This is a genomic window from Armatimonas rosea (genome assembly GCF_014202505.1).
Taxonomy (GTDB): Bacteria; Armatimonadota; Armatimonadia; order Armatimonadales; family Armatimonadaceae; genus Armatimonas; species Armatimonas rosea.
This window is the reverse complement of the sequence record NZ_JACHGW010000004.1, coordinates 746,401-771,988: the sequence shown is the minus strand read 5'-3', so window position 1 is coordinate 771,988 and position 25,588 is coordinate 746,401. Positions and strand designations below refer to the sequence as shown.

Annotated in this window: 26 protein-coding genes; 15 read left to right on the top strand and 11 right to left on the bottom strand. The window is 63.1% G+C overall.

Annotated elements, in window-relative coordinates; translation table 11 throughout:
* On the bottom strand, positions 1 to 1,776 hold the full coding sequence (gene hscA, locus HNQ39_RS23020) for a Fe-S protein assembly chaperone HscA (protein WP_184202490.1): 1,776 nt from the start codon (positions 1,774 to 1,776) through the stop codon (positions 1 to 3).
* Between the two features lie 250 nt (positions 1,777 to 2,026).
* Here hscA and HNQ39_RS23015 point away from each other — a divergent pair, with 250 nt between their 5' ends.
* From HNQ39_RS23015 to HNQ39_RS22995, 6 genes are all read left to right on the top strand, one after another.
* Complete coding sequence (locus HNQ39_RS23015; RefSeq protein ID WP_184202488.1) at positions 2,027 to 3,532, top strand: proteasome accessory factor PafA2 family protein; 1,506 nt, start codon at positions 2,027 to 2,029, stop codon at positions 3,530 to 3,532.
* A 15-nt stretch (positions 3,533 to 3,547) separates the two neighbouring features.
* The gene (locus HNQ39_RS23010; RefSeq protein WP_184202486.1) at positions 3,548 to 3,739 is read left to right on the top strand and encodes a ubiquitin-like protein UBact; all 192 of its coding nucleotides are present in this window, start codon (positions 3,548 to 3,550) and stop codon (positions 3,737 to 3,739) included.
* Positions 3,702 to 3,887 (top strand): UBact family ubiquitin protein, encoded by a 186-nt coding sequence (locus tag HNQ39_RS30870; RefSeq protein ID WP_425503591.1) that lies wholly within the window; start codon positions 3,702 to 3,704, stop codon positions 3,885 to 3,887. The genes HNQ39_RS23010 and HNQ39_RS30870 overlap by 38 nt, the downstream gene beginning before the upstream one ends.
* 66 nt (positions 3,888 to 3,953) lie before the next feature.
* On the top strand, positions 3,954 to 4,721 hold the full coding sequence (locus HNQ39_RS23005) for a proteasome subunit alpha (RefSeq protein ID WP_184202484.1): 768 nt from the start codon (positions 3,954 to 3,956) through the stop codon (positions 4,719 to 4,721).
* Between the two features lie 3 nt (positions 4,722 to 4,724).
* Positions 4,725 to 5,501: a hypothetical protein gene (locus HNQ39_RS23000; protein WP_184202482.1), complete on the top strand. Its 777-nt coding sequence runs from the start codon at positions 4,725 to 4,727 to the stop codon at positions 5,499 to 5,501.
* A gap of 171 nt (positions 5,502 to 5,672) precedes the next feature.
* On the top strand, positions 5,673 to 6,023 hold the full coding sequence (locus HNQ39_RS22995) for a hypothetical protein (RefSeq protein ID WP_184202479.1): 351 nt from the start codon (positions 5,673 to 5,675) through the stop codon (positions 6,021 to 6,023).
* On the opposite strand, the gene HNQ39_RS22990 is transcribed toward HNQ39_RS22995, so the two are convergent.
* Entirely contained in the window at positions 6,020 to 6,466 is a 447-nt protein-coding gene (locus HNQ39_RS22990; RefSeq protein WP_184202477.1) for a hypothetical protein, read from the bottom strand. The genes HNQ39_RS22995 and HNQ39_RS22990 overlap by 4 nt on opposite strands.
* Before the next feature lie 48 nt (positions 6,467 to 6,514).
* On the opposite strand from HNQ39_RS22990, the gene ruvA reads away from it, so the two are divergent.
* The 5 genes from ruvA to HNQ39_RS22965 all read left to right on the top strand — a co-directional run bounded on the left by ruvA (position 6,515) and on the right by HNQ39_RS22965 (position 12,842).
* Complete coding sequence (gene ruvA / locus HNQ39_RS22985; RefSeq protein ID WP_184202475.1) at positions 6,515 to 7,147, top strand: Holliday junction branch migration protein RuvA; 633 nt, start codon at positions 6,515 to 6,517, stop codon at positions 7,145 to 7,147.
* 108 nt (positions 7,148 to 7,255) lie between these two features.
* Positions 7,256 to 8,344 carry a Holliday junction branch migration DNA helicase RuvB gene (gene ruvB, locus HNQ39_RS22980; protein ID WP_184202474.1) on the top strand — a complete coding sequence of 363 codons (1,089 nt, stop codon included), beginning with the start codon at positions 7,256 to 7,258 and terminating at the stop codon, positions 8,342 to 8,344.
* A 15-nt stretch (positions 8,345 to 8,359) separates the two neighbouring features.
* Entirely contained in the window at positions 8,360 to 9,772 is a 1,413-nt protein-coding gene (locus HNQ39_RS22975; protein ID WP_184202472.1) for a tetratricopeptide repeat protein, read from the top strand.
* Positions 9,773 to 9,792: 20 nt separating this feature from the next.
* Positions 9,793 to 11,478, top strand: a complete 1,686-nt coding sequence (locus HNQ39_RS22970) for a tetratricopeptide repeat protein (protein ID WP_184202470.1) — start codon at positions 9,793 to 9,795, stop codon at positions 11,476 to 11,478.
* A gap of 50 nt (positions 11,479 to 11,528) precedes the next feature.
* Entirely contained in the window at positions 11,529 to 12,842 is a 1,314-nt protein-coding gene (locus tag HNQ39_RS22965; protein ID WP_184202468.1) for an ABC transporter permease, read from the top strand.
* Positions 12,843 to 12,876: 34 nt separating this feature from the next.
* On the opposite strand, the gene HNQ39_RS22960 is transcribed toward HNQ39_RS22965, so the two are convergent.
* From HNQ39_RS22960 to HNQ39_RS22940, 5 genes are all read right to left on the bottom strand, one after another.
* Entirely contained in the window at positions 12,877 to 14,115 is a 1,239-nt protein-coding gene (locus HNQ39_RS22960; protein WP_184202467.1) for a C2 domain-containing protein, read from the bottom strand.
* A gap of 92 nt (positions 14,116 to 14,207) precedes the next feature.
* Entirely contained in the window at positions 14,208 to 14,822 is a 615-nt protein-coding gene (locus HNQ39_RS22955; protein ID WP_184202465.1) for a glycoside hydrolase family protein, read from the bottom strand.
* The gene (locus tag HNQ39_RS22950; protein WP_184202463.1) at positions 14,812 to 15,216 is read right to left on the bottom strand and encodes a hypothetical protein; all 405 of its coding nucleotides are present in this window, start codon (positions 15,214 to 15,216) and stop codon (positions 14,812 to 14,814) included. Before HNQ39_RS22950 ends, HNQ39_RS22955 begins: the two co-directional genes overlap by 11 nt.
* A complete protein-coding gene (locus tag HNQ39_RS22945; RefSeq protein ID WP_184202461.1) occupies positions 15,213 to 15,569 on the bottom strand; it encodes a DUF2237 family protein in 357 nt (118 codons plus the stop codon). The genes HNQ39_RS22950 and HNQ39_RS22945 overlap by 4 nt, the downstream gene beginning before the upstream one ends.
* Before the next feature lie 51 nt (positions 15,570 to 15,620).
* A complete protein-coding gene (locus tag HNQ39_RS22940) occupies positions 15,621 to 16,172 on the bottom strand; it encodes a cysteine dioxygenase (protein ID WP_184202459.1) in 552 nt (183 codons plus the stop codon).
* 174 nt (positions 16,173 to 16,346) lie between these two features.
* Here HNQ39_RS22940 and HNQ39_RS22935 point away from each other — a divergent pair, with 174 nt between their 5' ends.
* From HNQ39_RS22935 to HNQ39_RS22920, 4 genes are all read left to right on the top strand, one after another.
* A complete protein-coding gene (locus HNQ39_RS22935) occupies positions 16,347 to 17,177 on the top strand; it encodes a phytanoyl-CoA dioxygenase family protein (RefSeq protein WP_184202458.1) in 831 nt (276 codons plus the stop codon).
* 6 nt (positions 17,178 to 17,183) lie between these two features.
* A complete protein-coding gene (locus HNQ39_RS22930; protein WP_184202456.1) occupies positions 17,184 to 18,089 on the top strand; it encodes a phytanoyl-CoA dioxygenase family protein in 906 nt (301 codons plus the stop codon).
* Positions 18,090 to 18,203: 114 nt separating this feature from the next.
* Positions 18,204 to 19,634 carry a DUF1501 domain-containing protein gene (locus HNQ39_RS22925; RefSeq protein ID WP_184202454.1) on the top strand — a complete coding sequence of 477 codons (1,431 nt, stop codon included), beginning with the start codon at positions 18,204 to 18,206 and terminating at the stop codon, positions 19,632 to 19,634.
* Between the two features lie 217 nt (positions 19,635 to 19,851).
* The gene (locus tag HNQ39_RS22920; RefSeq protein ID WP_184202452.1) at positions 19,852 to 22,443 is read left to right on the top strand and encodes a bifunctional YncE family protein/alkaline phosphatase family protein; all 2,592 of its coding nucleotides are present in this window, start codon (positions 19,852 to 19,854) and stop codon (positions 22,441 to 22,443) included.
* Positions 22,444 to 22,539: 96 nt separating this feature from the next.
* Here HNQ39_RS22920 and HNQ39_RS22915 read toward each other — a convergent pair whose 3' ends face one another.
* From HNQ39_RS22915 to HNQ39_RS22900, 4 genes are read right to left on the bottom strand one after another with little or no spacing between them, the layout of a single operon-like run.
* Entirely contained in the window at positions 22,540 to 22,974 is a 435-nt protein-coding gene (locus tag HNQ39_RS22915; protein ID WP_184202450.1) for a hypothetical protein, read from the bottom strand.
* A gap of 9 nt (positions 22,975 to 22,983) precedes the next feature.
* Positions 22,984 to 23,610 carry a HEAT repeat domain-containing protein gene (locus tag HNQ39_RS30395; protein ID WP_184202448.1) on the bottom strand — a complete coding sequence of 209 codons (627 nt, stop codon included), beginning with the start codon at positions 23,608 to 23,610 and terminating at the stop codon, positions 22,984 to 22,986.
* Positions 23,603 to 24,076 (bottom strand): hypothetical protein, encoded by a 474-nt coding sequence (locus HNQ39_RS22905; protein WP_184202446.1) that lies wholly within the window; start codon positions 24,074 to 24,076, stop codon positions 23,603 to 23,605. Before HNQ39_RS22905 ends, HNQ39_RS30395 begins: the two co-directional genes overlap by 8 nt.
* Before the next feature lie 55 nt (positions 24,077 to 24,131).
* Positions 24,132 to 25,553 (bottom strand): CRTAC1 family protein, encoded by a 1,422-nt coding sequence (locus HNQ39_RS22900; RefSeq protein ID WP_184202444.1) that lies wholly within the window; start codon positions 25,551 to 25,553, stop codon positions 24,132 to 24,134.
* Positions 25,554 to 25,588: the final 35 nt, after the last annotated feature.

The window sequence follows — 25,588 nt, the reverse complement described above, 5'->3', positions numbered from 1 at the left end:
TTAGGGCTGCTCCTTCTTGCGCTCCTCAAGGTACTCCGCGGCCTCGGCGAGGGTTTTTCCGGCGATGAGGCTGTTGGCGACCCCACTCATGGCGCTGGCGGCGAGGTTCTCCCCGATCTTGTCGAGGGCTTCGATCTTCTCCCGGATGAGATTGTGGTCTGTGCCGGATTCTTTGGCGGCGATCAGCTCGGCGAGGGCTGCCTCGATCGCGGGTTTATCGTCGCCTTCGTAGCCGGGCAGGAGCTTCTGTGCGCCGAGAATCGCAGACTGGGCCTCGGTGCGCATATCGGCGACCATCCGCGCGGCGAAGTCTTCGTCGGCGTGCAAAAACGAGTCGCGGACCCGCTGCTTGACCTGCGCTTGGTCGAGGCCGTAGGTGGGCTTGATCCGCACCTCCGTGGCGACTCCCGAGCGCAGCTCTTTTGCGCTCACTTGCAGGATTCCATTGGCGTCGAGCAGGAACTGCACCTCAATCTTGGGGACTCCCGCGGGCAGCGGCGGCACTCCCGTCAGCTCGATACGCGCCAGTGAGCGGTTGTCGGCGGCCAGCTCGCGCTCGCCCTGGACCACGTGGAGGAGGACTTTAGTCTGGCCGTCCACGCTCGTGGTGAACTCCTCCTTGGCCGTGCTGGGGATCTTGGAGTTGCGGAAGATCAGCTTCTCGACCGCCCCGCCCATGGTCTCGATCCCCAGCGAGAGCGGGGTGACATCGAGCAGGAGGAGGTCGTCGCGGTTGCCGGAGAGGATATCGGCCTGGAGTGCAGCCCCCAGCGCGACCACTTCGTCGGGGTTGAGGTGCGTGTGTGGTGTCCGCCCAAAGAGCTTCCCCACCGCAGCTTGCACGGCGGGGACACGAGTGGAGCCTCCGACCAGCACGACCTCGGCGATCTCGCTGGCGCTGAGGCCCGCATCGGTGAGGCACTGGCGGCAGGCGGCCAGTGTCCGCTCGATCAGGGGGGCGATTGCCTCCTCAAAGTCCTCGCGGGTGAGGGCGATCCCAAAGAAGTCGGTGACAGTCTTGGAGCTCAGCTCCCGCTTGGCCCGCTCCGCTGCCAGTCGAACCGTGGCGGGCTCGGTGTGCTGGAGGCTTGCGCGTCGCTTGAGCCACGCGACCAAGGCATCGTCGAAGTCATCGCCGCCCAGGCGGGTGTCGCCGCCCGTGGCTAAGACTTCAAACAGGCCATCTTCTAGGCGCAGGATCGAGATATCGAAGGTCCCGCCGCCCAGATCATAGACCGCGATAGTCGCCGTTTTGGTGTTCTGCAGGCCGTAGGCAAGGCTCGCCGCGGTGGGCTCGTTGACAATACGGATGACCTCTAGCCCCGCCAGCTCGCCGGCGTCCTTGGTGGCCTGGCGCTGGGAGTCGTTGAAGTAGGCGGGAACCGTGATCACGGTCTTGCTCACCGCCTCCCCAAGCGTGGCCTCGGCGCGCTGCTTGAGGGCGCGGAGCACCCAGGCCGCGACCTCGGGGGCGCTGACCAGCCGCTCGCCCAGCGCGATCTGGCAGTCGCCGGTGAGGAGATAGGGAAGCCCACCCCGGAGCGCATCGGCATCGCCGTGCCCCTTGCCCATGAGCCGCTTGGCCGAGTAGATCGTGCGGTTTGGGTGCGACGTCAGGTAGGGAAGCGCGTCGGTGCCCACGAGCGGCGTCGCGCCGTCTTCGGGGAAGTACACCACGGAGGGAACCAGCCCGCCCAGAACCTGCGGGACGCCGTCTTTAACCACCGCGACCAGCGAGTTGGTCGTGCCTAAGTCAATGCCAAGAATCGTAGCCATACCGCTAGAGTGTACCCGGTTTGGATCGCTCGGGAGATCGCCCCCGTTGGAGGGAGGCGTCAACGGGCGTTCCGCCGCAAAGGCCTTCGGCCATAGGACTCTCTGATGGGCGAAGCCCTTCCTAGCCGAGGCACGAGGCTCGTTGACGCCCCGCTCTAACCGGGGCGATCTAGATGGCAATCCACGGGCACTCCAAAACTCCCCGAACGGTCAGTGGCGTGCGAATCAACCCAAGGTACAATAGACCCACATGATCGGGATTGAGACGGAGTACGGCATCTATGTCGAGGGGAAGGGCGCACAGGACCTGGTGGACGAAGCCGGCTACCTGGTCAAGCTGGTTCCCTCACCCACCGTGGCGGGGCGCTGGGACTACAAGCAGGAGCACCCCCGGCGGGACATGCGCGGCTTCACGGTCGATCACCTCTCCATCGATCCCAACGATGCCCAGTTCGAGCAGACCGGGCGGCCCCACTCCACCGATATCGAGGTGCGCTCCGATAGAGTTTTGACCAACGGCGCACGCCTCTACAACGACCACGGGCACCCCGAGTACTCGACCCCGGAGTGCACCAGCCTGCGGGAAGTGATCGCCCACGACCGGGCCGGGGAGCGCTGGATGCAGCGCCTCGCTGAGCGCCGAATGAAACAGCTCGGCCCCGAGAGCCTGGTGGCGATGTACAAGAACAACACGGACTTCCACGGCGCCAGCTACGGCACTCATGAGAGCTATCTCATGCGCCGCGAGGTCCCGTTTGACCGTGTGCTAGAGGGTCTTCTTCCGTTCTTTGCGACGCGTCAGCTCTATGCCGGGGCGGGAAAAGTGGGGAGAGAGAACGCGGGGGCGAACCCGCAAGCGATCTTCCAGCTCTCCCAGCGCGCCGATTTCTTCACGACGATGGCGTCGGTGGACACGCTCTACAACCGCCCGATTGTCAACACCCGCGACGAGCCCCACGCCGATGCGCGCCGGTTCCGCCGGCTGCACGTGATCTGTGGCGATGCCAACTTCGCGGAGGTGGCGACCCTGCTGAAAGTGGGGACTACCCTCCTGGTGCTACGGCTGATCGAGAAGGGCTTGGCTCCCACCACTGTCGGCCTGCGCGATCCGGTGGCGGCGATCAAGCATGTCTCCGCGGACCAGAGCCTCAAGTGGCAGGTCGAGCGTCAGGGCGGGGGGACGATCGGTGCGGTCGATGTCCAGCGGGCGTATCTGGCGGCGGCCAAGGAGCACTTGACTGGGCTCTCGCCCGATACCGACACGGTTCTGGTAGAATGGGAGCAGGTGCTCAACACGCTGGAAACCGACCCGCTCTCGCTCTCGGACACGCTCGACTGGGCGGCCAAGCGCGCGCTTTTGGAGGGCTTCATGGACGCCGAGGGCATTGAGTCCTGGGGCGATCCCTACCTCCAGAGCCTCGACCTGGAGTACCACAACACCGACCCTGCGGCGGGGCTCTACTACGCGCTGGAGCAAGAAGAGAAGCTGCGGCGCGTGGTCACCGAGGAAGAGATTCTGGCCGCACTCGACACCCCGCCGGCCGGCTCGCCCCGTGCGATTGTCCGAGGCCTCGCGGTCCGCAAGTTCCCCGAGGCGATCCAGAAGATCAGCTGGGGCGGGTTCACGCTGGAGCACGACGGCCAGAGTGCAAACGTCCGAATGGCCGATATTCAAGAGAGAGAGCCGCAAGCGCTCGCTACTGCCCTGGACGCCGCCACAACTCCCGCAGAGTTTATTGCTGTTTTGACCCCTTAGAAAGATTGGATAACTATGGAAGAGTTTCGTGCAGATGACCGCCTCACCCGCCCTGTCACCCCGGTGGACCCGATCCGCCGCAACGGTGACGGCGACGGCCCCAAGGCTCCCGATGTCAAGCGCCCTGACTCGCGTGGCATCCTCGACCGAATGAAACGGGTGGACCCCAATGCCGCCAAACGCTACCGACAACGCAGCGGACAATAACGAACCGTTTCCGCCACCGCCGCCCGCGCCGCGCCCCACACAACCTGCGCGGCAAGGGGAGAGTCGCCTTCCGCCGCTCGTCCTTGAGCGCATGAAGCGCGTCGACCCAACCCTTGCGCGCCGCTACGAACAACGCAGCGGACAATAATCCCCTGCGCGCCTGCCCCCTGACCCCCGCCGGGTACCCTCTGGGTGGGGGGGATATAGATGGAAAATGACCGATTTATTGCAACCCCATAGCGGCAACTTTGCCGCGCTCACCGGATTTCAGCTCAATGGCCTCGCGGAGGGCCCGATCCATGGCACGACCGTGATCGCCGTGAAGTACAAAGACGGTGTCCTCACCGTGGGCGACCGCCGCGCCACGGGCGGGATGGCGATCATGTACGACAAGGCCGAGAAGGTGCTCTCGCTCGATGACTACACGCTGATCTCGATCTCGGGGAGCTTCTCCAAGGCGATCGAGCTGGTGCGCTACCTGCGCATGGCCTTCAAGTACTACGAGCGCTCCCAGCTCCAGCCCATGAGCCTCGATGGCAAGCTCAACGAGCTCGGGAAGCTGATCGCCGGCAACATGATGGCGGCGATGCAGGGAATCGGCCTCGTGATCCCGATCCTCACGACCTTCGACACCAAGAAAAACGAGGGACGTGTCTTCTTCTACGACGGCGGCGGGGCGCGCTTCGAGACCGCGGAGTACGCGGCGGCGGGCTCGGGCTCGACCCAGATTCGCGGCGCGTTTGAGTACATCGGGCGCACCAAGGGCCCGTTTCGCGAGATGGATCGTGACACGGCGCTCCGTGAGGTGCTGACCCTCCTGGAGATCGCGGCGGACCTGGATGCGGCGACCGGCGGGGCGGCCAAGTACCTCCCGCTCGCCAAGACCATCACCGCCGACGGTATCGCCGATGTGGAGGAAGAGACCCTCCGCGCGATCGTCAAGACCACCCTCGCGTCCGAGCCCGCACTGGTTCAGGGATAAGCTATGTCCTACAATTTCTATGATTTTAACAACGCGCTCCAGCAGCGCAACGAGTATGTCGAGGACCGTCTGCGCGACGGCTCCCCGGTGGTGGGGCTTAGCTACGACGGCGGCCTGCTGCTCCTGACCCTCCGGCACAGCCAGCGCAAGGTCTACGAGATCTACGACAAGATGATGATGGCGGCGCTGGGCAAGCAGAGCGATATCGAGAGCATCCGCCTCGCCGCGATCGACGCAACGCACCGCGAGGGCTTCCAGCGCTCCGAAGACGATGTCAGCGTCCAGCGGCTGGTCGGCTTTGGCCTCTCGCCTGCCGTCAAGCGCATCTACAACGACAACAACACGATCCCGCTCACGTTCAAGGGGGTCTTTGCGGAGCTCCACCCGGAGCCCGCCGACGATCTCTACTTCACGCTGGGCTACGACGGCGAGTTTCGCAACACCAAGCGCTTCGCCGTGGTCGCCGGGACGGTCTACGCGTCGGAGCAGGCCGAAGAGTCGCTCAAGGACGCCCACCTGGGCAACCTGGAAGACACCCTCAAGGCAGCGCTGAAGGCGTGGGGAATCGCCCGCACGCAGCTCGCGCCCCTGCCGGAGAAGCTCGACGAAGACGGCGAGGAAATTGTCCCCCCACCGACGCCTGAGGAGATCATCAAGACCGCCTTCGCCGATGGCCTGAGTGTCGAGGCCGCCATCCTAGAGCGCCACACCAAGCGCGAGAGCCGCTTCCGCCTCCTCACCGAAGCGCAGCTAGAGCCCGTCCTGGCGGACTACAGGTAGTTTAGACCGCCCCCGTTGGAGGGGGGCGTCTTGCTGTCGTCGCAGGCTCCGACACAAAGGGCTTCGCCCACCCCGAGTGAACTCGGGATTATGGCCTGAGGCCTTTGTGTCCGAGGCACGAGGACAGCAAGACGCTCCCGTTCATGGGAGCGATCTAAACGGGAGCCAAAAATGAGCGTCCGCTACCTCGTCGTCACCAACCCCCTCCGCGAGCCCTACTACGGCCTCGCCGTCCTCCACGCCGACTACCGTACCCGAACCATCGCCCCGGTGATCGTCGCCGATCCCGACGGCAAGACCGTCCCCTCGCGCCTCGTCAACGAAACCCTCGGGGAGCCCGAGGCCGATGGCAAGCGCCGCTGGTCTTTTGATCTAGAGTTCTTCTGCGACTGCGACCCGTTAGCGACAGTCGCCTACGCCGCCCGCTTCGGCGACGACCCCGCCTCCCAAGTCCCCGAGGACCAGTGGCGCTGGCGCCGCAAAGAAGGTGTGCTAATGGCGATTGAGCGTGAAAACCTCTAGAAGTTCTTCTGAACCCAGCAGTAGAGATGTCCGGTCTTCTTGTCGTAGTAGAGAATGTAGTACGTGCCATCCTCTCGCTTCGCCGGATCAAAAGTGGGGGTTATTGCAAAGCGACCAGGGCCGCCTGGCTTCCACCAAAAGGGAGGCTGGTGCCAAAAGAGCGGTGGAACCGCAGTGTTTGAGTTGTGCTCTGTGAGCTGGAGCTCCTTAACCAGAATGTCAAAGAGCTTGGGGTCTGCTTTGATTCGCCAGAGCTCTCTACTATCCACAACAAACGATGTCTCGTAGCAGTAGGCTTTACCGGCAAGGGAAGCGTGCGACTTCGCCCACTCAGGGAGAGGATCGGGGCGAGCAGGCCAGTCGCGTTCTCCCAGATAGCCCGTCACCAACAGAATGCCTAGAACCAGTCCGGTAATGAGTGCGATTTTGAGCATCTTTTTCATGGTGAACTTTCCGCCTGGCTAGCACGGGAGCGAGTATAATCCAGAGCAATGATAGCGCAACTGACGGGAAAAGTGGTGCGGGTGGCGACACCTGCGGTGGTCTTGGATGTAAACGGGGTCGGGTACAAGGTCTCGGTGCCGCTCTCGGTGATCGAGCAGCTGCCTGCCGATGGCTCGCCGGTGACCTTGGTGACACACATGATTGTCCGTGAGGACGACCTGAGCCTCTATGGGTTTCTGGAGGAGAGCGACCAGCAGGTCTTTGAGCTACTTCTCACGGTGAGCGGGGTCGGGCCAAAAGTGGCGCTGGGCCTACTCTCGGCGCTGGGCGGCGATGGAATTGCGCGGGTCGTGAGCTCGGAGGATGTTCGGGCGATCACCAAGACACCCGGGATCGGCCCCAAGCTGGCGCAGCGGCTCGTGCTGGAGCTCAAAGATAAGCTCATGGCCTATGGCTTTAGCCGAAAGGTGGAGCATCTCGCGGCCTCGGCCACGGTCAAGGTGCGCAGTGCCAACGACCAGCTCTTGGAAGATGTCAGCTCCGCGCTCACCAACCTGGGCTACAACAAGAACGACGCGCTCAAGGCCGCCGAGCTTGCCCTAACCGAGGCGCTCAAGACAGACAGCAGTCCCCAGTTTGCAACCGTGCTCCGCGCCGGGCTTAACCGGCTCTCGAGGTAGGATTCCCCCTAACCCCCGCCCGGCGGGGGGACAAAGAGGAACGATGTTTCTTCCTTTTCTCCCCCCCGCCCGGCGGGGGCAGGGGGGGGAGAGGAGAAGGTAAAGAAGATGCCAATTCAGTCTAGTGATATTCGAACGGCCAGCGGCGGCGGTGGCGGTGTGCCGCCCCCGGAGCGCTTGGTCGGCGGGGGCTTTCAGGGCGGGGGGAGCGGCGGCGACGACGAAGGCGAGCTCTCGCTGCGGCCTAAGCGGCTGGCGGAGTACATCGGGCAGCCCAAGATCAAGGAGCGCCTCGGGCTCTCGCTCACAGCGAGCAAGATGCTGGGGCAGGCGCTGGACCACGTGCTACTCAGTGGCCCTCCCGGACTGGGCAAGACCAGCCTCGCAAACGTGATTGCCAATGAAATTGGCGCAAATTTGAAGGCAACCAGCGGTCCAGCGATCGAAAAGCCTGGTGACCTTGTGGCGATCCTCTCGAACCTCGAAGAGGGCTCGGTTTTATTTATCGACGAGATCCATCGGCTCAATCGGCTGGCGGAGGAGTTTCTCTACCCGGCGATGGAGGACTACGAGATGGACATGATCATCGGGCAGGGGCCGTCGGCGCGGACCGTGAAGATCCAGCTCCCACGCTTTACCCTAATCGGGGCGACCACGCGGCCGGGGCTCTTGACCAACCCGCTGCGGGATCGCTTTGGCATTCACGAGGCCTTTGAGTTCTATGGAACCGGCGACCTCACCCAGATTGTCTCACGTTCAGCGGGGATTCTGGGAGCGGCGATCGATGAGAGCGGAGCAGAGCAGATCGCGAGCCGCTCGCGGGGGACGCCGCGAATCGCCAACCGGCTGCTGCGGCGGGCGCGGGACTACGCGTTGGTGAAGGGTGATGGGACGATCACAGCGGCGATGGCGGATGCCGCGCTGAAGATGTACGAGGTCGATGCGCTAGGCTTGGATGAGTTCGACCGGCGCTTCTTGCGGACGCTGATCGATAAATTTGACGGTGGCCCGGCGGGTCTGGAGACCTTGGCCGCGACACTGCGGGAAGAACGCGATACCATAGAGGACGTGGTGGAGCCCTACTTGATGATGCTGGGGTTTTTGAACCGAACCCCCCGCGGCCGCGTCGCAATGCGTGGAGCCTACGAGCATCTCAAGATTCCCTATGGCAAGGGGCCGGGGCTCTTTGATGGCTAGACGGAGATAATAACGATGAACTGTCCGGGATGTCGAGCACGCAATCCGATTGGCAATAAGTTCTGCCGTGAGTGTGGGCAGAAGATACCACTGGAAGAGAATACGCTTGCGCAGGAAGAAGCACTCAAGGCCGAGGCGGAGCGTGCGCGGGAGCGTGTGGCCCAGCTACTGACCCGCGCCTTCACGCTCTCCCAGCAGGGCAAGCCTGCCGAGGCCTTGCCACTAGCGGAGGAGGCTGCCGAGCTCCTGCCCTCCTCGACATCCGCGCTGACCCTCTGCTCTACCCTCTATGAGCGCCTGGGCAAGAACGACCAGGCGATCGCCATGATGGAGAAGGTGGTCGCGCTCAACCCGGAGTCGACGGTCGATGTGGACAAGCTGGACCGGCTGAAACGGGGGGTGCATCTCCTTCCCGCGCGTCCCACGATTGCTGCCGCGGAGGAGTCCGACGACGACGGGCGTCGGCGCTGGCTGCCCATTGCCTTCGCGGTGGGGGCCGGAGCGCTGGTGCTCACCTTGGGGGGGATCGCTCTCGTGAAGTCCCAAGACAAGAAGGATCCCGCGCCCCTGGCGGTTCAGGAAGTGGTGGCAACCCCGACACCTGCGCTCTTGCCCGGCGCACGTAGCACGATAGCCGGGGGAGTCGCCCAGGGAGGGGCTGGTCCGCTCTCTCCCCCCACGGTGGAGGCACGAAGCGATCCCTTCGCACCGATTGGCCGCGTTCCGATGGGAGCGACACCGGAGCCACAGCGCAATCCGATGCGGGCATCGGGGCCGCGTGCGGGGCGACCGGAGGGCGGCGTGGCCCTGCCCAACCCGCGTGAGGCCTTCTCGCGCGAGCCGCAGGGCCAGACGGTCCTAGGAGTGCCGCCTGTGAGCTTGCCGTCTGCGCCTGGAGGCACCGGGATTCGCAATCCCCAGCTCCCCGCACTCGGGGGCATCCAGCGCAACCCCGATGCGATCCCCGCCGGGCCACCGACCTCGCCCCAGGGCCAAGGAATCCCCGCGGGCCGTCCCACGGGAGCGGAGCCTCCTGCGGAGAGCGGTGGCTCGGGGGGGAGCTATATCCGCGTCCGAGAGCACCAGGGCGGCGGCGGTACCGGCAATACGGGCGGGAGTGGAGAGAACCAGACCTCGTCACGTAGCGGCGATCCCTTGCTTCGGGCACAGACCTTGCAGGTAGCAGGTCGGTACCGCGAGGCGATCACCACCTACCGGGAGGCGCTCTCTGCAGGAGCCCCAGCGGGCGATGTCCAGCAGGGAATTGCCCTCTGCCACCAGCGCCTTGGGGAGAAAGCCCCGGCGCGCTCTGCCTACCAGCAGGCAATCACGGCGTTTGAGGCACAGGTGCGCGCCGGACGCAGTATCGATCTCGCAAGCCGAGGGATCGCTGCTTGCCGCGCAGCACTGGATGTCCTCGGTAGCTGACTTTTGTTGTTAAGGATCTGATGAACCGACGAATCTTTTTACTCTCTTGTCTGGGACTGAGCGCCCTGCCCGTGCAGGCGTTTCAGGCACGGCCTAAGGTGCTGATCTTTCCGACGGCCATGGGGCGTGTGGCGGCGGTCACCGAGGAGAAAGCCGGCCCCGACGGGCTCACCGATGGCGACCGGATTAGCATGGCCGCTCGCGCGGTCCGGGAGCGCCTCGACGAAGAAAATGTCGTGACGACGCTGCTCTACGATGGCAGTGATAGCTACTTCCAGAAAGCGATTGTCGATTCAAAAGTCAAGCTCGCCCCCGGCACCGAGCCCGATGAAGCCGCGCGGATCAAGATTGGGGCCCAGCTCGGGGTTCACTATGTTGTCACAGTCTACTCCCGGCTCTCGATTGAGCAGCCTCTCAGCCAAAAGGCGGCCCCCAAGCCCGAGGAACTGAAGGGACGCCAGAAGCAGATCGCCGATGCCTTGGGGCAGAAGCCCATCGAGCAGGTCAACCAGCTCAATGCCATCGCTTCCTCCCAGCAGCCTCCTGTCTTGGAGATGGAGGCCATCGAGCTCCGTCCGGGAGGGAAGGTCGGGCAGCGCTGGCAGGATCGGATCGGAATGGCGGCAGTGCAGGGGGGGCGACGCCTTCCGGGCGCGATTCCGCCGGGTATGGAGAGTGCCGCTCGAACCCTGGTCTACCGGTTTCTCGGGGGGCCGCTCAAGGAGTTTACACGGACCGCCCTCGATCCCTCGCTGGTCCCGCCCAGCACGCCGCGGCCCGCTCCCGTGGAGGTCGTCCCCCTCGACTTCGACCAGGAAGCGGCCCGCCTGATCACCGAGGCACAAGAGCAGCTCCGTCGTGACCAAGCGCCGGGGGCCATTGCCCTGCTACGTCAGGCGGTTAACTACCAGCCACGCGCCGCCGCTTCTCGCATCCTACTGGCAGAGGCCTATCAGAAAGCCCACCGCCCCGCCGATGCCGCCAATGAGATTCGTCGGGCGCTCAAGCTCACCACCGATGCAACCCCAGGCCAGCGCGCCGAGCTGATTCGCCTTCTCGCACGAGCGCTCGTCGAGGACGGTGACCAAGACGGTGCGACACAGCTCTTCAACCAGCTCCTCGCAGACAACCCCCGCAACAGTGAGGCACGCCTTGGGCTCGCCGAGCTCTTGCTGGCACGCAACCAAGGGGAGGCGGCAGAGATCCAGTTCCGCCTGATCCGAGAGAGCGATAAAAACAATGTCGATGCCGGCCAAGGTCTGGCGAGCCTCTTGCTCTCACGGGGAGCCCTTGATGAGGCGATAAAAGAGGCACAGGCGAGCCCCCCGGCCGTCCGGCACGCCATGGCGACCCAGATCTTTATCGAGTCCGCCCAGTCGATCGCCGCGCGCATGCTCCAGAACCGGACGGCTTGGGAAGAGAACAAGCTCAGCCGCGAGATCTTCTACAAAGCCGCGACCTCCCAGTCCGACCGTGCCAAGCAGCTTGCGGAGCTACTGACGACAGCCCTACCGCCGGAGAATGCCCCCGAGGTACTCCGTATCTCCCACAACCGCCGTGTGCTGGCCGCCAGCCTCCTCTCGCAGTCGTTGGGGAGCCTCAAGGAGTTTCTGGAGACCGGGGACACGGCCACGGGGGTGCGCTCGCGAACCCTGCTCAATGAGTTCTACACCGAGATGAAAGACGCCCAAAACGCGAAGAAATAGGGGAGGCGGGGCGCTGTAACCTCTGCCCTGCTTTTCCTGTCTTTGCTGGTGTGCACTTTCTAGAATCCATACGCGTTGCGATCACCGCGCTGATCGCCAACAAGCTGCGCTCGCTCTTGACCATGCTCGGGGTCATCATTGGCGTGGGGGCGGTGATCATCATGATCTCCATCATCCAGGGCGCTCGCCAAAAAGTCGTCAAGGACTTCAATGAAAATGGCACCAACGTGGTCTTTGCCTTCTATGCCCCCAAGCGGGAGAAGCGCAACCTAGGCAAGTTCGAGGGCTTGACCATGGACGATGTCGAGGCGATCGAGCGCCGGGCAACCCTGATCGAGACCATTGTGCCCCGCCTAGAAGGCCCCGCCAAGGTCGTCCGTGGCAAGAAAGACTTCAATGCCAAGGCGGTTGGCGCGACGGGCGACTATCTCTCGGTGAACCCGGTGAAGGTGGAGCAGGGGCGCTTCTTCTTGGGGAGTGGCCTCAACCTGAAGGGCGCGCTCGATGCGGTCGCGGAGCAGCAGGCCAATGAGCTCAAGGTTGCCCATGGGCGTTTTTTAGGAATCGACGATCAACAAACCTGGGCGAAGGTCTGTGTGATCGGGGATAAGATCAAGAAGCAGCTGTTTGAGACCGACGAAGACCCGCTTGGGCAGGTGATCACGGTCTCGATTGGCCAGGCGCGGCTTCCCCTTACCGTGGTGGGGGTGCTGGAGTACAAGGGCAACAACAACTTTGGGGATACGTCGCCCGATGAGCAGATCCTGATTCCCTTCTCGACCATGCAGAAGCGCTTCAGCGGGAGCCGGGTCGTGGCGGCGCTCTCCGCGCGCTCCAAGGGGGACGGCACGGCGGAGGCGGCGGCGGACCAGATCTTTGCCATCCTCAAGGCACGCCACCCGGACCAAGCGCAAGACTTCATTATCGATACGCAAGAGGGGCTCCTCAAGCGCCTCGATCAGGTGCTGCTGGTCTTTCAAGTGGTGCTGGGCGGGGTGGGCTTTCTCTCGCTGCTGGTCGGGGGGATCGGGATCATGAACATCATGCTGGTCTCGGTCACCGAGCGCACCAAGGAGATTGGGATTCGCAAGGCAGTCGGGGCCAAGCGCAACGATATCCTGCTCCAGTTTGTCACCGAGAGCATGACGGTCTCGGGGCTGGGGGGGCTTCTAGGAGTGGCCTTTGGCTACGGTGTCTCCGCGGCGATTGGCTTTGCGATGAAAGACCGGCTCCCGACCTTTGTCCCGCTCTGGGCGGCGGGGCTGGGCTTTGGCTTTGCCGTGAGTGTCGGGATGTTCTTTGGTATCTACCCCGCGGTGCGCGCCTCCAAGCTCGACCCAATCAACGCCCTGCGCTACGAGTAGCACAGGGCGCTGTCGGCGCGCACCGTAATGGGGCTTATTGGATGGTAAAGCGGATCTCTGCGGTCTCGCCCGAGCCCTTGCCCTTCATCGTGATGGTCTGGCCCTTTGTCCCGATCTTCTTTCGCTCTCCGCTGATGGGATCGCGGTGGAAGATCTCCCCACTGACCCGGTTGTAGACCAGGGGCAGGTTGCTCAGAGGCACCGAGACCGGCCCGCTGCTCTTATTGGGGTTGATATCCACCACATCGTCCTTCAGGGTGTCGGACTCCATGAGTGTGATCACAATCGGCACCTCTTCGTCTTGGCCCACCGTGACCGTGTGTGTCCAGTTGGGCTCGATCATGGACTTGTCCTCGACAGTCCCGGTGCGCTTCTCATTTCCGGCGATACTGAGCTTGGCGTAGAAATCCGGCGACTCGCCAAAGTCCCCGACTGCGGAGACCTTGGTGACCTTGACCGTCACCTGACTGGGGAGCACTTCCTGGACGATGCGTACCTTGCCACGAATCGCGTACTCTCCATCGTCTTTGTTTTTAAAGTGCATGTTGATCGGGATGCCACCGGCGCCCGCCTGCTCCAGCTGCTCGTAGGTCCACGTGTCCGCATCCGCCCCCATGAGATCGTCGGGGTCCACGATACCCGCGAGGGTCAGGTTTTGTACCGTCGCAGAGATCGCTGCGTTCTTAACCTGGGTCGTGACCTTCTGACGGATCGCGTCGATATCGAACTTCTGCTGAAACATGGCGAGGGTGAGCTGGTCTTTGAGGGTGCTCACAATGGCATCACGGCTGGCGTTGGCGGCCTGCACCGTGCTTCCATCTTCCTCCACGACGGCGACAATCACCCCTGCCAGGGCGACTTTCTTGGAGAAGGGGCCAATGACATCCGGGGAGATGGGCTTCATCGTGTGCTTGAACTGGCCTGTCGAGGCGGGGATGGAGTACCAGGTACTTCCCTCCTTGCACCAGTCGTCTTCGTTCTTAATATTTTTCTGCGTTTTGTTGGCCTTGAGGACCGTCACCGTGGACGATGGCAAGGCGGCGAAACCGGCATTGCCACTCAGCGCTCCGACTTTAACCGTGCTCCCGTCGATAAAGAACGGGACCGCGATCAAATAGGGCTCGTCCTTAGTGAGCGAGTCGTTTTCGTCGATACACTTTATCTGGTCGATATCGACAACGACATTGATATCGGCGCGTGCGGCGGGACAGGCGAGCAGGCTAAGGGCAACAAGGCTTCCCCAGAGAGCTCGTGGGTGGGTAAAGAGAGACATTGTCTAATAGGTTCCTTTCAGTGCCTATTCTCTCAGGGAATAGTGGACAGAAAGGTGGACAATGCGGGTTTAAAACCGTGGACAGTGGTTTTTTATGCCTTGAGGGCGGTTCGGACAAGAGCCGCTTCCGCATCGCGCCGCCGGTTCATGCCCTCTGCAATCGTTGTCCCCACCCAGATACGCTTCATGGCCTCCAGCTGCTCGGCGATGGCGGCGTAGTCTTTCGTGGCGACCAGGTCCTTGATGGCGCGCATCTCTTTACGCCGCTCGCCCACCAGCGACGTCCCCCGGTTAAAGACCAGGGAGAGCAGGGCACCACGGACATTGGGAGGGAGGTTCTCCACGCCGGGAAAGGTGGCCTTGGTCTTGCGCCAGAAGGTCGCGATTGTCGTGTTCTTAAAGACCGCCAGAGCATCGTCCCAGTCCACGACGATATCTTTGACGCCCGCGATGGCCTTCTCGGCGTCCTTGCCCTTCTTGCCCGCGCAGGCCAGGAGGCGCTTGAGGTCCTTGGGGGTGAGGTAGGCTTCCCAGTCTGCCTGGATCGTCTCTTTCTCGTAGTAGCCCAGGTCGTAGCCCACCCCGATCGTGACACCGGAGGCCTCCCCGGGCCAGGTGGGGGACTTGAGCTTCTTTTCGTAGTAGGCCTGTCCGCCGCCCACCTCGAACTGCAAGATCAGCTTGAGCGACGCGCTACTAAGGGCCATCGTCGTGGGCTCCAAGCTCCTCAGGCTCCGCGAGGCTGTAGTCGTGCTCCTTGGCGCGCGAGCTCGTGTCGATGGTTCGCTGGATCAGCTCCTGGCGGATGCTCTCCTGGCTGGTCTGGGCCACGGTCGCCACCGATGCCTGGGTGCGCCAGTCCACAAAGCTCTGTCCGATCGTGTAGGCCCCAACAAGGCTCCCGAGAAACGTGACGACCATGGTCGAGAGGGAGACGATATGCGGCGCGATCTCCGGCTTTATCACACAGACCGTCACGCCCGTGCCGTAGGTGAGCATCACGCAGGCCAGCCCGATAATAGCCATGGTCCATTTTTTGCTCTGGAGTGCCGGCTTCTCCGAGCTCTCCCGCAGCTGCGCCAGGGCATCGTCTTCGTTCATGCCGCGTGCTCTTTTAGGGTTGCCAGATCGGCCCACTCCAGGGCCAGCTCATTGGTCGCCTCCAGCACGACCTTGGGCGCAAAGCCTGCCTGGTAGGCCTCGACCCAGCGCTCCATGCACAAGCACCAGCGGTCGCCGGGCTTGAGGCCGGGAAAGCCCCACTCCTCACGTGGCGTGCTCAGGTCGTTGCCTGCGCCCTTGGAGAAGGCGAGAAACTCCGCTGTCATCACCGCACAGACCAGGTGCAGGCCGCGGTCCTCACGTCCCGTGTTGCAGCAACCATCGCGATAAAACCCGGTGAGCGGCGCATGGGAGCAGGGAACCAAGGGATCGCCTAAAACATTTCGTGCCATGCTGACTAATTTACCCGGTTTTCCCTTGAGACACTACGTGGGGAGGCACTTCTAGTCAAACCAAAGAGTGCGTGGCAGGGAGCTGTAGCCGCCTTCCTCGTTGGGGACATAGATACGAAACTGTACTAATGGGGTTAGGTAGAGATGAAGTGTGACGGCCCAGGTCTCTGAGTTATTGCGCATGTCATGGCGCTGGAGGGCTTCGCCCGGATAGATCGGGCTCACCTGGCCGATACCCAGTGTCTCCGTCTCGCTGGCCTCCAGAAAGACGATATTTTTTTCGCTACCTTTCAGAGCAAACTTGGTCTCGCTCACCGTGCCTTGGAGTGCCGTGACTGCTCCCGTCACTTCATCGTGGTCATGGATAGGGGCGGCGCTCTGCGGGCCCCAGAACGCAGCAATCAGCTGAAAGTCTTCGTCGGGGGCCGTGAGTCGCTGTCGCACATAGAGCCCCTTGGAGATAGTGGGGAGAATCGCTGTGTCTAGGTCATGGTGCTGGGCAAATCGTGCCAAGGCAGGAGTCACGGCGTGGAGGAGCTGGGTAGGGTCGCTGTAGAAGGCTTTGCGTCCACGGATGTAGCGAATCAAGGTCTCTCGGTTCATGGCTAGGAACTCTCCAGTAAGGGAATAGAGACAGGATAGAGTGCTGCCGTAAGGCCAGCGTAAGAAAATCGTGAAAGAAAAAATAAACTAAAGTGCAGGTGTCGAGATCCAGAGTGCCGCTACCCGGTCCAATGCCTGTTGTCGCGTGGGAAGTCTTGGTATGATGGAGGCACGATGAAGAACCAACTCTCGGAGGCGCAGCTCGCTTCCTATCGGGAAAACGGCTTCCTGGTGATCGAGAACTTTCTCGACTCGGGGGAGCTGGCCCACTGGCAGAAGACGACCCAGGAGGCGGTGGACCAGCGCCTCGCGCTGACCGCGGCGGGGGTGAGCAGCACGGAGACCAACCGAATTCTCTCCAACCAGCACAACCCCGACAGCTACTACGCCCAGGTGTTCACCCAGTGCATCAAGCTGCTGGAGACCCACGATGGCATGAAGGAGCTGATGCTGGACCCGCGCCTCGGGGAGCTGGCCGCGACCTTGGCGGGAGTCGATGGCATCCGTATCTGGCACGACCAAGCGCTCTTCAAGCCGCCCTTTGGCAACCCCACCGGCTGGCACCTCGACAACCCGTACTGGAGTTTTTCTACCCGCGACACGCTCTCGCTCTGGGTGGCGCTCGACGATGCCACGCTGGGCAATGGCTGCATGTGGTACATCCCCGGCTCGCACAAGACTGCTACTTGGGAGAACGCGGGGATCGGGCAGAACATGTCGGATCTGTTCAAGCTCTATCCCCAGTGGCGCGAGATCGAGCCGGTGGCCTGTCCGTGTCCGGCGGGCTCGGCGGTCTTTCACAATGGGCTGACCGCGCACGGGGCGGGGGCGAACATGACCAACAAGCCCCGCCGCGCGATGACCTGCGGCTACATGCCCGATGGCGCGACCTTCAACGGCCAGCAGAACATCCTCCCCGACGATTATTTTCAGAGCCTGAAGATCGGCGATGTCCTCAACAACGACACGCTCAACCCGCTGGTCTGGAAAAAAGCCGCCCCCTAGCAGCCCATGCTTTTCACAGACTCCACGCCGATCCTCGACGATGGCGACGCACTGCGGGAGCGCGCCGCCACCGACGGCTACCTCTTCTTCCGAGGCCTGCTCCCCGCGGAGGCGATCCTGCCCGTCCGCGCGGACCTGCTTAATGTCGTCCGCCAGCACGGCTGGCTCACCGACGAAGCCACGGGGACGCTGGATGTCGCGGCGCTCGCCGCCGTGCCGGAGTCGCGTATGCGCACCGATATTGGGGTCTCGGCTGCGGCCTACGATGCGGTGCAGAAGCTCGAGAGTGTCCATGCCCTGCCGCACCACCCGAGGCTCTTGGCGCTCTACAATACGCTCTTCGCCGATGAGGTGCTCGTGCACGCGCGGCACATCATCCGCATGATCTCCCCGCACCCCGCGGTCTTCCCGACGCCGCCGCACCAGGACTTCCCGCTGATCCAGGGGACGCAAAACACCTGGACCTGCTGGTTCCCCATCGGAGACTGCCCGCGCAGCATGGGCTCACTGAAAGTCCTGCGTGGCTCGCACAAGCTGGGCTACCTGCCGCTGAAACCCGCCAAGGGCGCGGGAGCAATCGCCGTGCAGACCTGCCCCTGGGAAGAAAACGAAGACGACTGGATCGAGGGCGACTTTGCCCTCGGGGATGTGCTGACGTTTCCTGCCTTCACGGTCCACAAAGCCCTCCCCAGCCAGTTCGCCGACCGCATCCGCCTCTCGTTCGATGTGCGCTACCAGCCCCTCTCCGAGCCCGTGGAAGAAAAGTCGCTCCTCCCACACTGCGGCCTGACCTGGGAGCAGGTCTACGAAACCTGGCACACCGACGACCTGAAATACTACTGGCGCAAGCTCCCGCTGATCTACTCCGGCTGGAACCCCAAGCTCCTCCAGCCCGAACGGCGGATTTGCTGAGAAGGCCCCCACCGGCCCCCTGGCCCCCACACGTGGGGGAATCCAAGAGGAAATTCCTTGTATTTCCCCCGCTTGCGGGGGTCAGGGGGCTGGTGTTGGTGCTAGAATAGCCTTATGGACCCCAAATTGGAACGCGAGGCCGCGCTGATGGAGACGCGCCGCCAGCTTTTCTCGAACGCCGCCCGAACCGGCCTGGGCACCGCAGCGCTTGCGAGCCTTGAGAGCAAGGGAGCGCTCAAGGCGCTGCACCACCCGGCCAAGGTCAAGCGGGTGATCTATCTCTTCCAGAGCGGCGCGCCCAGCCACCTGGACCTGTTCGACCCCAAGCCCGGACTGGAGAAGCGCTTCGACGAAGACCTGCCCGACTCCATTCGCCAGGGGCAGCGCATCACGGGGATGACCAGTGGGCAGAAGCGCCTGCCCGTGGCACCGTCGATGTTTAAGTTCCAAAAGTACGGCAAGAGCGGGATGGAGCTCTCCGAGCTCCTGCCGCACACGTCCAAGATCGCCGATGAGCTTTGCCTGATCCGCTCGATGCACACCGATGCGATCAACCACGACCCGGCGATCACGTTTATTCAGACCGGAAGCCAGCAACCGGGCCGCCCGAGCATGGGCGCGTGGCTAAGCTACGGCCTCGGGTCGGAGAATAGCGAGCTACCCGCGTTCCTGGTGCTCCTCTCGCTGGCATCGAGCGGGGCCAATGACCAGCCGCTCTTTGGCCGGCTCTGGGGCAGTGGGTTTCTTCCGAGTATTCATCAAGGGGTCAAGCTACGCTCGGTGGGGGACCCGGTGCTCCACCTCAACGACCCCGCGGGCTTCTCGCGCGACGATAGACGGCGGATGCTGGACGGGCTGGAGAAGCTCAATGCCATGCAGTCCGCGCGTGTCCACGACCCGGAGATTGTCACCCGCATCGCGCAGTACGAGATGGCCTATAAGATGCAGGCATCGGTGCCGGACCTGATGGACCTGTCGAAAGAATCCCCCGCGACCTTTGAGCGCTACGGGCCGGAGAGCCGCAAGCCGGGGACCTTTGCCGCCAACTGCCTGCTCGCGCGGCGCCTGGCGGAGCGGGGCGTGCGCTTTATCCAACTCTACCACCGCGGCTGGGACCAGCACGGCGGCCTGCCTGGCGCGATTCGGAGCCAGTGCAAAGACACCGATCAGCCGTCGGCGGCGCTGGTGATGGACCTCAAGGAGCGCGGCCTGCTCGACGATACGCTCGTGATCTGGGGGGGAGAGTTTGGGCGCACGGTCTACTGCCAAGGCGAGCTCAAGCGCGACAACTACGGCCGCGACCACCACGGCCGCGCTTTCTCCCTCTGGATGACCGGCGGCGGCGTCAAGAAGGGGATTGTCCACGGCGCCACCGACGACTACGGCTACAACATCACCCAAGACCCCGTGCCCGTCCACGACTTCAACGCGACCATCCTGCACCTGCTCGGCATCGACCACACCCGCCTGACCTACCGCTACCAGGGCCGCGACTTCCGCCTGACGGATGTGGAAGGCACTGTCGTGAAGAAGATTCTGGCGTAGCCCCGCCGGTTGGAGCGGCGGGACGGGAGCTCCGGCCGATTGGAACGGCCGGACTGGAGAGCGCTACGCGCTACAAAGGCCGTTCCGGCCATACTGAATTATGGGCGGAGCCCTTTGTGTCCGAGGCACGAGGACAGCAAGACACCCCCCTTCAACGGGGGCGATCCAAAATTTAGAGTCTTAACATTTATTTTTTCGGTGCAGGTAAAATCGCTCCATGAAGAAAGCTCTCCTCGCCACCGTGCTTGGCCTTGCCACCGTTGGCTTCACGCTCCAGGCCACCCAGACCCGCAAGATGGGCAAGCAACCCGATGGCACGTTCCAGGTCTCGTCGGGGCAGGTGATCCAGGCGGGGACGATCGCTTTCGATGGGCGCCCGGTGGATATCGCGCTCCATCCCGATGGCAAGACCCTGGCGGTGCTGGGGCAGAACAAGGTCTTTCTGGCGATCGAGAGCGGGGGGATTCCCGGCACCGACGTGCCGCTTGGCGCGGGCGCGGGTGCCCATGGGCTGGTCTGGACACCTGATGGGACGCGGCTTTTTGCCAGTGTGAGCAATGGGATCGTGCAGGAGTGCCTCTTTGAAAACGGAAAGCTGACGGCGGGGCGGAAGCTGGAGTTTGCCGGCAAGGACAACCCGCGCCCGACCGGACTGTGCCTGACGCGTGACGGTAAGACGCTCTTTGTGGCCTTGATGGACCGCGACAGCATCGCCGAGGTCGAGGTTTTGAGTGGGAAGGTCGTCCGCACCCTCCCCACCCAGAAGCTCCCGTTTGCCGTCGCGCTCTCCACCGATGAAAAGACCGTGCTTGCGACCAACTGGGGCGGGCGGCCCGTCACCGACGAGGACGAGCTGGAGAACGGCGAGCGTGCCGAGTCCAACGGAGCCTGGCTCGTCAGCGACCCGCGCGGCTTTACCGCCACGGGCAGCGTGAGCATCCTCGCACGCGACGGCGCTAGCACTACTCACGTTCCCGTTGGCCTGCACCCGACCGCGCTCCTTCTCGATGGCAACCGCGCCTTTGTCGCCAACGCCGCCAGCGACAGCATCAGTGTGATTGACTTGGCGCAGAAGCGTGTCGCGGCCACGTGGCCGCTGACCTGGGGAAAGAATCGGCTACTCGGCGCGATGCCGGGGGCACTGGCGATGGTTAGACGTCCCATCTCCACTGAGCCATCTCCCCGCGCCTTAGAGCGCTTCCCCTCTTCCCCTGTTGCTCCTTCGTCGCGGGAAGAAGGGCATGAGACTGCCTCTCTTCCCGGCGAGGCACGAGCCATCAGGGGAAGAGAGGTGCCTGAGTTCCACGAAGGCGGAGAGATGGCACAAATCCTCCTGGTTGCCTGTGGCGGGGACAATGCGATTGCGGAGGTGGATGCGGCGACCGGTAAAGTGCTGGGCTACCGTCCCGCAGGCTACTACCCCATGGCGCTTGCTCCCGTGGGGGCGGGGAAGATTTTTGCCCTCAATACCAAGGGCAATGGCTCGGTGCGGCGCACGGTGCTGGGGCAGGCGGGCAATGCCCACGACTTTCAGGGGAGCATCTCGGTGATCGACCGGAGCACCGACCTGAAGGCGGCGACGGCGCGGGTGGCGCAGCTCAATAGCTGGGACGCGCCCCGCGCGACGCCCAAGCTCAAGGTCTTCAATGGCGAGATTAAGCACGTCCTCTACATCATCAAAGAGAACCGCACCTACGACGAAGTGTTCGGCGACATGAAGGAGGGGAATGGGGAGGTTTCACTCTGTGGGCTGGGCGAGGAGGTGACCCCCAACCACCACGCGCTCGCCCGGAGCTTCACCCTCTTTGACAATGGCTATGTCAGCGGCACCAACTCCGCCGATGGCCACCAGTGGACCGACACCGCGATGGCCAACGACTACTTAGAGCACATGTACACCGGCTACCGCACCTACCCCGATGACGGCGATGACCCCATGGGGATCTCGTCGGCGGGGGCGCTCTGGGACGCGGCGCTGAAGAAGAAGAAGTCGGTGCGTATCTATGGGGAGTTCTGCGACGATAGCAGCAATATTATCTCGCCCAAGCCCAAGGACTGGCTGGAGGTCTGGCAGGCGCGCGGGACAGACAAGTTCACATATAAGTCCGTGCCTAAGGTGCATAATGTCAAGAAGCTGGCGCACCCGAACTACCTCTACTGGCCGCTTCTCCAGAGCGATCAGGTCAAGGCGGATATCTTTATCGAGGAGTACCAAAAGTTCAGTAAGGCCGATACCGTGCCCAACCTGATGGTGATGTCGCTGCCCTCCGACCACACGGAAGGGCTCTCCGCCGAGTACCCCAAGCCCAAGAGCATGGTCGCCGATAACGACCTCGCGCTGGGGCGGATTGTGGAGGCCGTGAGCAAGTCGCCGCAGTGGAAGAACACCGCGATCTTTGTGATCGAGGACGATGCCCAGGCGGGGCCGGACCATGTCGATGGACACCGGACGGTCTTTGCGTGCTACTCGCCCTATGTCAAGCGCGGCTTTGTGGACTCGAACTTCTACACCACGGTGACCATGCTCTCCACCATCGAGAAGATGCTGGGGCTAGACCCAATGAACAAGTTCGATGCCAACACGCCGCCCATGGCTGCCTGCTTCACCGACACGCCCAACTTCTCGGCCTTTACCGCCGTCCCCAACCGCACCAAGCTGGGCGAGATGAACACGCCCCGCGCCGCGCTCTCCGCCTCCGAGAAGAAGTGGTACGATCTCTCCGCCTCGCTCGACTGGAGCCAGCCCGATGCCGCGGACTTTGCGACCCTCAACCGCATCCTCTGGCATAACCTGCATCCCGGGCATTGAAATACCCGGCAGCAAGGGAGGGAGCGTCCCGAGGACACGCAAATTTCAAAGACCCTCTGCGCCCCCGGGGCGCTCCCTTCCCTCCTGCCGGGTATTTCAATGCCCGGCAGCTTGGCAGACGGTCTTGAGCTTGCGCTCGCCCCGAAAGCCTGCCGCGGCGATTCGCCGAATCAGCCCTTGCTGCTCAGGGGTGTAGGTGGCAGGCGCTTGGAGCGTCTCGACAATCGCCTCGACAATGGCGGGGCGCTTGGCGGAGCTCACCCGGCTCGCGGCGTAGGCAAGGCCAAGGGGCACCAGAACAAAGGCGATTTGCTCGTACTGTGTCTCGCGGAACTGCACGAGCAGGACGACCAGACCGGCCATGGCGAGGGCGCTCTCTTTGAAGCGCTTCTGGTAGGCAGCGGTGTCGGCCTCGAGGGCCTGTGTCAGAAAGAGCAGGAGCCCGGTGGTGTCTTCTTTTTCCTGGCGCTCCCGAAACTCGGTGCGGAACGCCTCCTGAATCGCTTTGATCTCTTCGTCTTTGTCTCGCATGGCTCTATTCTATCGGCAGTTTCGGGGAAAGACGCGGCGGCCCTTGGCGCGCAAGTACTGTGTCCGCTGCTCCCACTCCGGGCTGAGGAGCACCGGGTCTTCCGGCCCTTCGACGCACCAGCTTGCACCACGGCAACAGAGAATCGCCCACCGGCACTCCTGCGCCAGTGTCCAGGGCAAGTCATGGGCCGGGGTGAAGTCGTGAATGCTCTCTCGTAGGATGGGGATGGCTCTCTGACCACCATGACAGGCCAAGGCATAGGCGATATAGACCCGCACTCTCGGTGGAGCGGTCTTCCAGGCGCTCATGAGGGCACGGATTGCAAACGGGCGGTGCTCCGATGCCATTCCCAGCACATGCGCCGCTTCGGCACGCAGCTCCCAGGGGGCGTCTTTGTCAAGAATCAGTGGTAGGAGATGATACGTTAGGCGCTGACGACCTCGGGAGTTTGCCAGGCTGCAAAGGGCAATATGACGAACCTCGATGGTCTCTGTCTGGTCGAAGGCAATCTGAAGCAATGTCCGGTGCGCCTGTGCTCGCAGCGCTTTTTTTGCGGCCGCCAGCTCATACATCGCCTTCCAGCGCTGGTCGGTGGGAGCGGTCTTGTCGAAGAGAACGGAAGGGGACTCAGGCACTGCGCTGGAGTACTTTCGTACATGTCTCCCGGAGCAGCGCCGCGGCGTCGGTCTCCGGGCCCGAGACTGCTTGCGCGATCTGGACAATGCGCTTCTTTTGCTCTGGGGTGTAGCTACGCGGGACAAGAAGGATGTTGGTGGCGGCTTTCAGAAGGAGCGGGTAACGCGGCGTGCTATTGGGGCGCGTGACCGTGTAGAGCCCGAGAGCGGGGATAAGCGCAAAGGCTATCGCTTGCTCAAGGCTGTCTTTAAATGAGAAGTCGCTAAACAGGGCGAAGAGAAGGGCTAAGCCAAGGAGGGCGAGTACTTTTGTCCAGAAACGTCGAAACTGCTCCGAGCGCTCCGCAGCAAGGGACGCGGCGAAGAACGTCAACAGAGCCGTGAGATCGTCGCGTTCGACATGCTTCTGGAGCTCTGCCGCGAAGGCACGCTCCACTGCCTGAGTCTTTTTGTCTGCGTTGCGCATGGCCGCAGTATACGCGTTTCCATTGGCCCGGACAACGAGTATCCGGGCTCCCTCGCTACCTGCGGTAGGTAACCCTCAGGCGCTGGTCGGGCTTGGCGCGCTTGATGGTCTGCACTTTTCCATCGGGCCAGAGGATCTCAAGCGTGACACGGGACGTCCCCGCGCCGAGGCCGAAATGAAGCGTGAGGTCGTTCTGGTTGCCCTCGCCGGTTCCTGCTTCCACTTGTCGGGTGAGGGTCTTGTCCTTGAGCGTGAGCCGCACCTGTGCCCCAATCGCCGAGGCGTTTACGCGCTTGCCATCGCCGACAAGCTGCACTTCTAGCCAGTGGGTGTTGGGGGAGCCTTGATAGACAAAGAGCTTGCCGCCGCAGACGAGGTCCAAGTCGCCGTCGTTGTCGATGTCTGCCCAGGCGGCTTGGTAGGTGGGGGGTAGGTTGCTCACGCCCGCCGCTGCGGTGGCATCGGTGAAGACAAAGTTGCCGCGGTTCTGGTAGAGCACGGGGAAGTTGGGGCGGCTGAACGAGGCGACCCCGTAGACCGTCGTGAAGATCAAGTCTAGGTTGCCGTCGTTGTTGAAGTCACCCGCCGCGGGGCTGGCATAGGACTCCTGGTAGAAGACCCCGCACTCGCCTTTGTCGTCGAAGTGGTAGCCGCCCGTGGGACCGAGATTGCGCAGAAAGCGGCTCTTGGGCTGGTCGCCGCGACTATCCACATGGGCGAAGTTGCCCGCAAAGAGATCGAAGTGACCGTCGTTGTCGAAGTCCCCCCAGCACGCCCCGATCGAGTGGCCGCCCTCGAAGCTTGGCGTGGTGGCGAGGGCCTGCACATCGGGGGCGATATCGGTGAAGTGTGCCGCGCCGTCGTTGCGCCAGAGCCGGTTGGGCTGGAGGCGGTAGTTGGAGACATAGATATCGAGCGACCCGCTGCGGTCGTAGTCGCAGGCCGTGACGCCACGCGCACGGTAGGTCGCGTCCTGCCAGGCGAGCGTGAAGCCCTTGCCCTTCTGGTTGAGCAGGAGCAGGCTGGGGTAGGTGATCCCCCGGTCCCAGTCCTCGTAGCCGCCGATAAAGAGATCCACGAAGCCATCGCCATTGAAGTCCCCCCAGCACGCGCCGCGGGAGACACACGCGGGTAGCGTGGGAAGGGGCGTCTCGGTGAAGCTCTTGCCGCCGTTGTTGTGCCAGAGCTTGAGCTGGCTCCAGGAGAAGAGATCGGCAAAGCCATCGTTGTCGAAGTCCGCCGCGACCACCAGCCCAACCCCCTCGGCGCGCTTGGTGAATCTCTGACCCTGCTCGTTGTGCCACACCGTCCCTGAGGCGCAGAGATCGGTGAAGCCATCGTTGTCGAGGTCCACCCAGCACGCCTGGTCGTTGCCCAGTGCGAGCCCGAGTGCCGCAGTCTTGTCTTGAAATGGCTGAGCGTGGGCGGCGAGCCCCAAGGTTGCCAACAGCACGAGCGAGGTGAGCCAAGATTTCATGGGGGCATTTTAACACGTTGGGCTGGAAGAGACGG

Coding starts and splice junctions, on each gene's coding strand:
- hscA (WP_184202490.1), bottom strand. CDS start 1,776: ATGGCTACGATTCTTGGCATTGACTTAGGCACGACCAACTCGCTGGTC.
- HNQ39_RS23015 (WP_184202488.1), top strand. CDS start 2,027: ATGATCGGGATTGAGACGGAGTACGGCATCTATGTCGAGGGGAAGGGC.
- HNQ39_RS23010 (WP_184202486.1), top strand. CDS start 3,548: ATGGAAGAGTTTCGTGCAGATGACCGCCTCACCCGCCCTGTCACCCCG.
- HNQ39_RS30870 (WP_425503591.1), top strand. CDS start 3,702: ATGCCGCCAAACGCTACCGACAACGCAGCGGACAATAACGAACCGTTT.
- HNQ39_RS23005 (WP_184202484.1), top strand. CDS start 3,954: ATGACCGATTTATTGCAACCCCATAGCGGCAACTTTGCCGCGCTCACC.
- HNQ39_RS23000 (WP_184202482.1), top strand. CDS start 4,725: ATGTCCTACAATTTCTATGATTTTAACAACGCGCTCCAGCAGCGCAAC.
- HNQ39_RS22995 (WP_184202479.1), top strand. CDS start 5,673: ATGAGCGTCCGCTACCTCGTCGTCACCAACCCCCTCCGCGAGCCCTAC.
- HNQ39_RS22990 (WP_184202477.1), bottom strand. CDS start 6,466: ATGAAAAAGATGCTCAAAATCGCACTCATTACCGGACTGGTTCTAGGC.
- ruvA (WP_184202475.1), top strand. CDS start 6,515: ATGATAGCGCAACTGACGGGAAAAGTGGTGCGGGTGGCGACACCTGCG.
- ruvB (WP_184202474.1), top strand. CDS start 7,256: ATGCCAATTCAGTCTAGTGATATTCGAACGGCCAGCGGCGGCGGTGGC.
- HNQ39_RS22975 (WP_184202472.1), top strand. CDS start 8,360: ATGAACTGTCCGGGATGTCGAGCACGCAATCCGATTGGCAATAAGTTC.
- HNQ39_RS22970 (WP_184202470.1), top strand. CDS start 9,793: ATGAACCGACGAATCTTTTTACTCTCTTGTCTGGGACTGAGCGCCCTG.
- HNQ39_RS22960 (WP_184202467.1), bottom strand. CDS start 14,115: ATGTCTCTCTTTACCCACCCACGAGCTCTCTGGGGAAGCCTTGTTGCC.
- HNQ39_RS22955 (WP_184202465.1), bottom strand. CDS start 14,822: ATGGCCCTTAGTAGCGCGTCGCTCAAGCTGATCTTGCAGTTCGAGGTG.
- HNQ39_RS22950 (WP_184202463.1), bottom strand. CDS start 15,216: ATGAACGAAGACGATGCCCTGGCGCAGCTGCGGGAGAGCTCGGAGAAG.
- HNQ39_RS22945 (WP_184202461.1), bottom strand. CDS start 15,569: ATGGCACGAAATGTTTTAGGCGATCCCTTGGTTCCCTGCTCCCATGCG.
- HNQ39_RS22940 (WP_184202459.1), bottom strand. CDS start 16,172: ATGAACCGAGAGACCTTGATTCGCTACATCCGTGGACGCAAAGCCTTC.
- HNQ39_RS22935 (WP_184202458.1), top strand. CDS start 16,347: ATGAAGAACCAACTCTCGGAGGCGCAGCTCGCTTCCTATCGGGAAAAC.
- HNQ39_RS22930 (WP_184202456.1), top strand. CDS start 17,184: ATGCTTTTCACAGACTCCACGCCGATCCTCGACGATGGCGACGCACTG.
- HNQ39_RS22925 (WP_184202454.1), top strand. CDS start 18,204: ATGGACCCCAAATTGGAACGCGAGGCCGCGCTGATGGAGACGCGCCGC.
- HNQ39_RS22920 (WP_184202452.1), top strand. CDS start 19,852: ATGAAGAAAGCTCTCCTCGCCACCGTGCTTGGCCTTGCCACCGTTGGC.
- HNQ39_RS22915 (WP_184202450.1), bottom strand. CDS start 22,974: ATGCGAGACAAAGACGAAGAGATCAAAGCGATTCAGGAGGCGTTCCGC.
- HNQ39_RS22905 (WP_184202446.1), bottom strand. CDS start 24,076: ATGCGCAACGCAGACAAAAAGACTCAGGCAGTGGAGCGTGCCTTCGCG.
- HNQ39_RS22900 (WP_184202444.1), bottom strand. CDS start 25,553: ATGAAATCTTGGCTCACCTCGCTCGTGCTGTTGGCAACCTTGGGGCTC.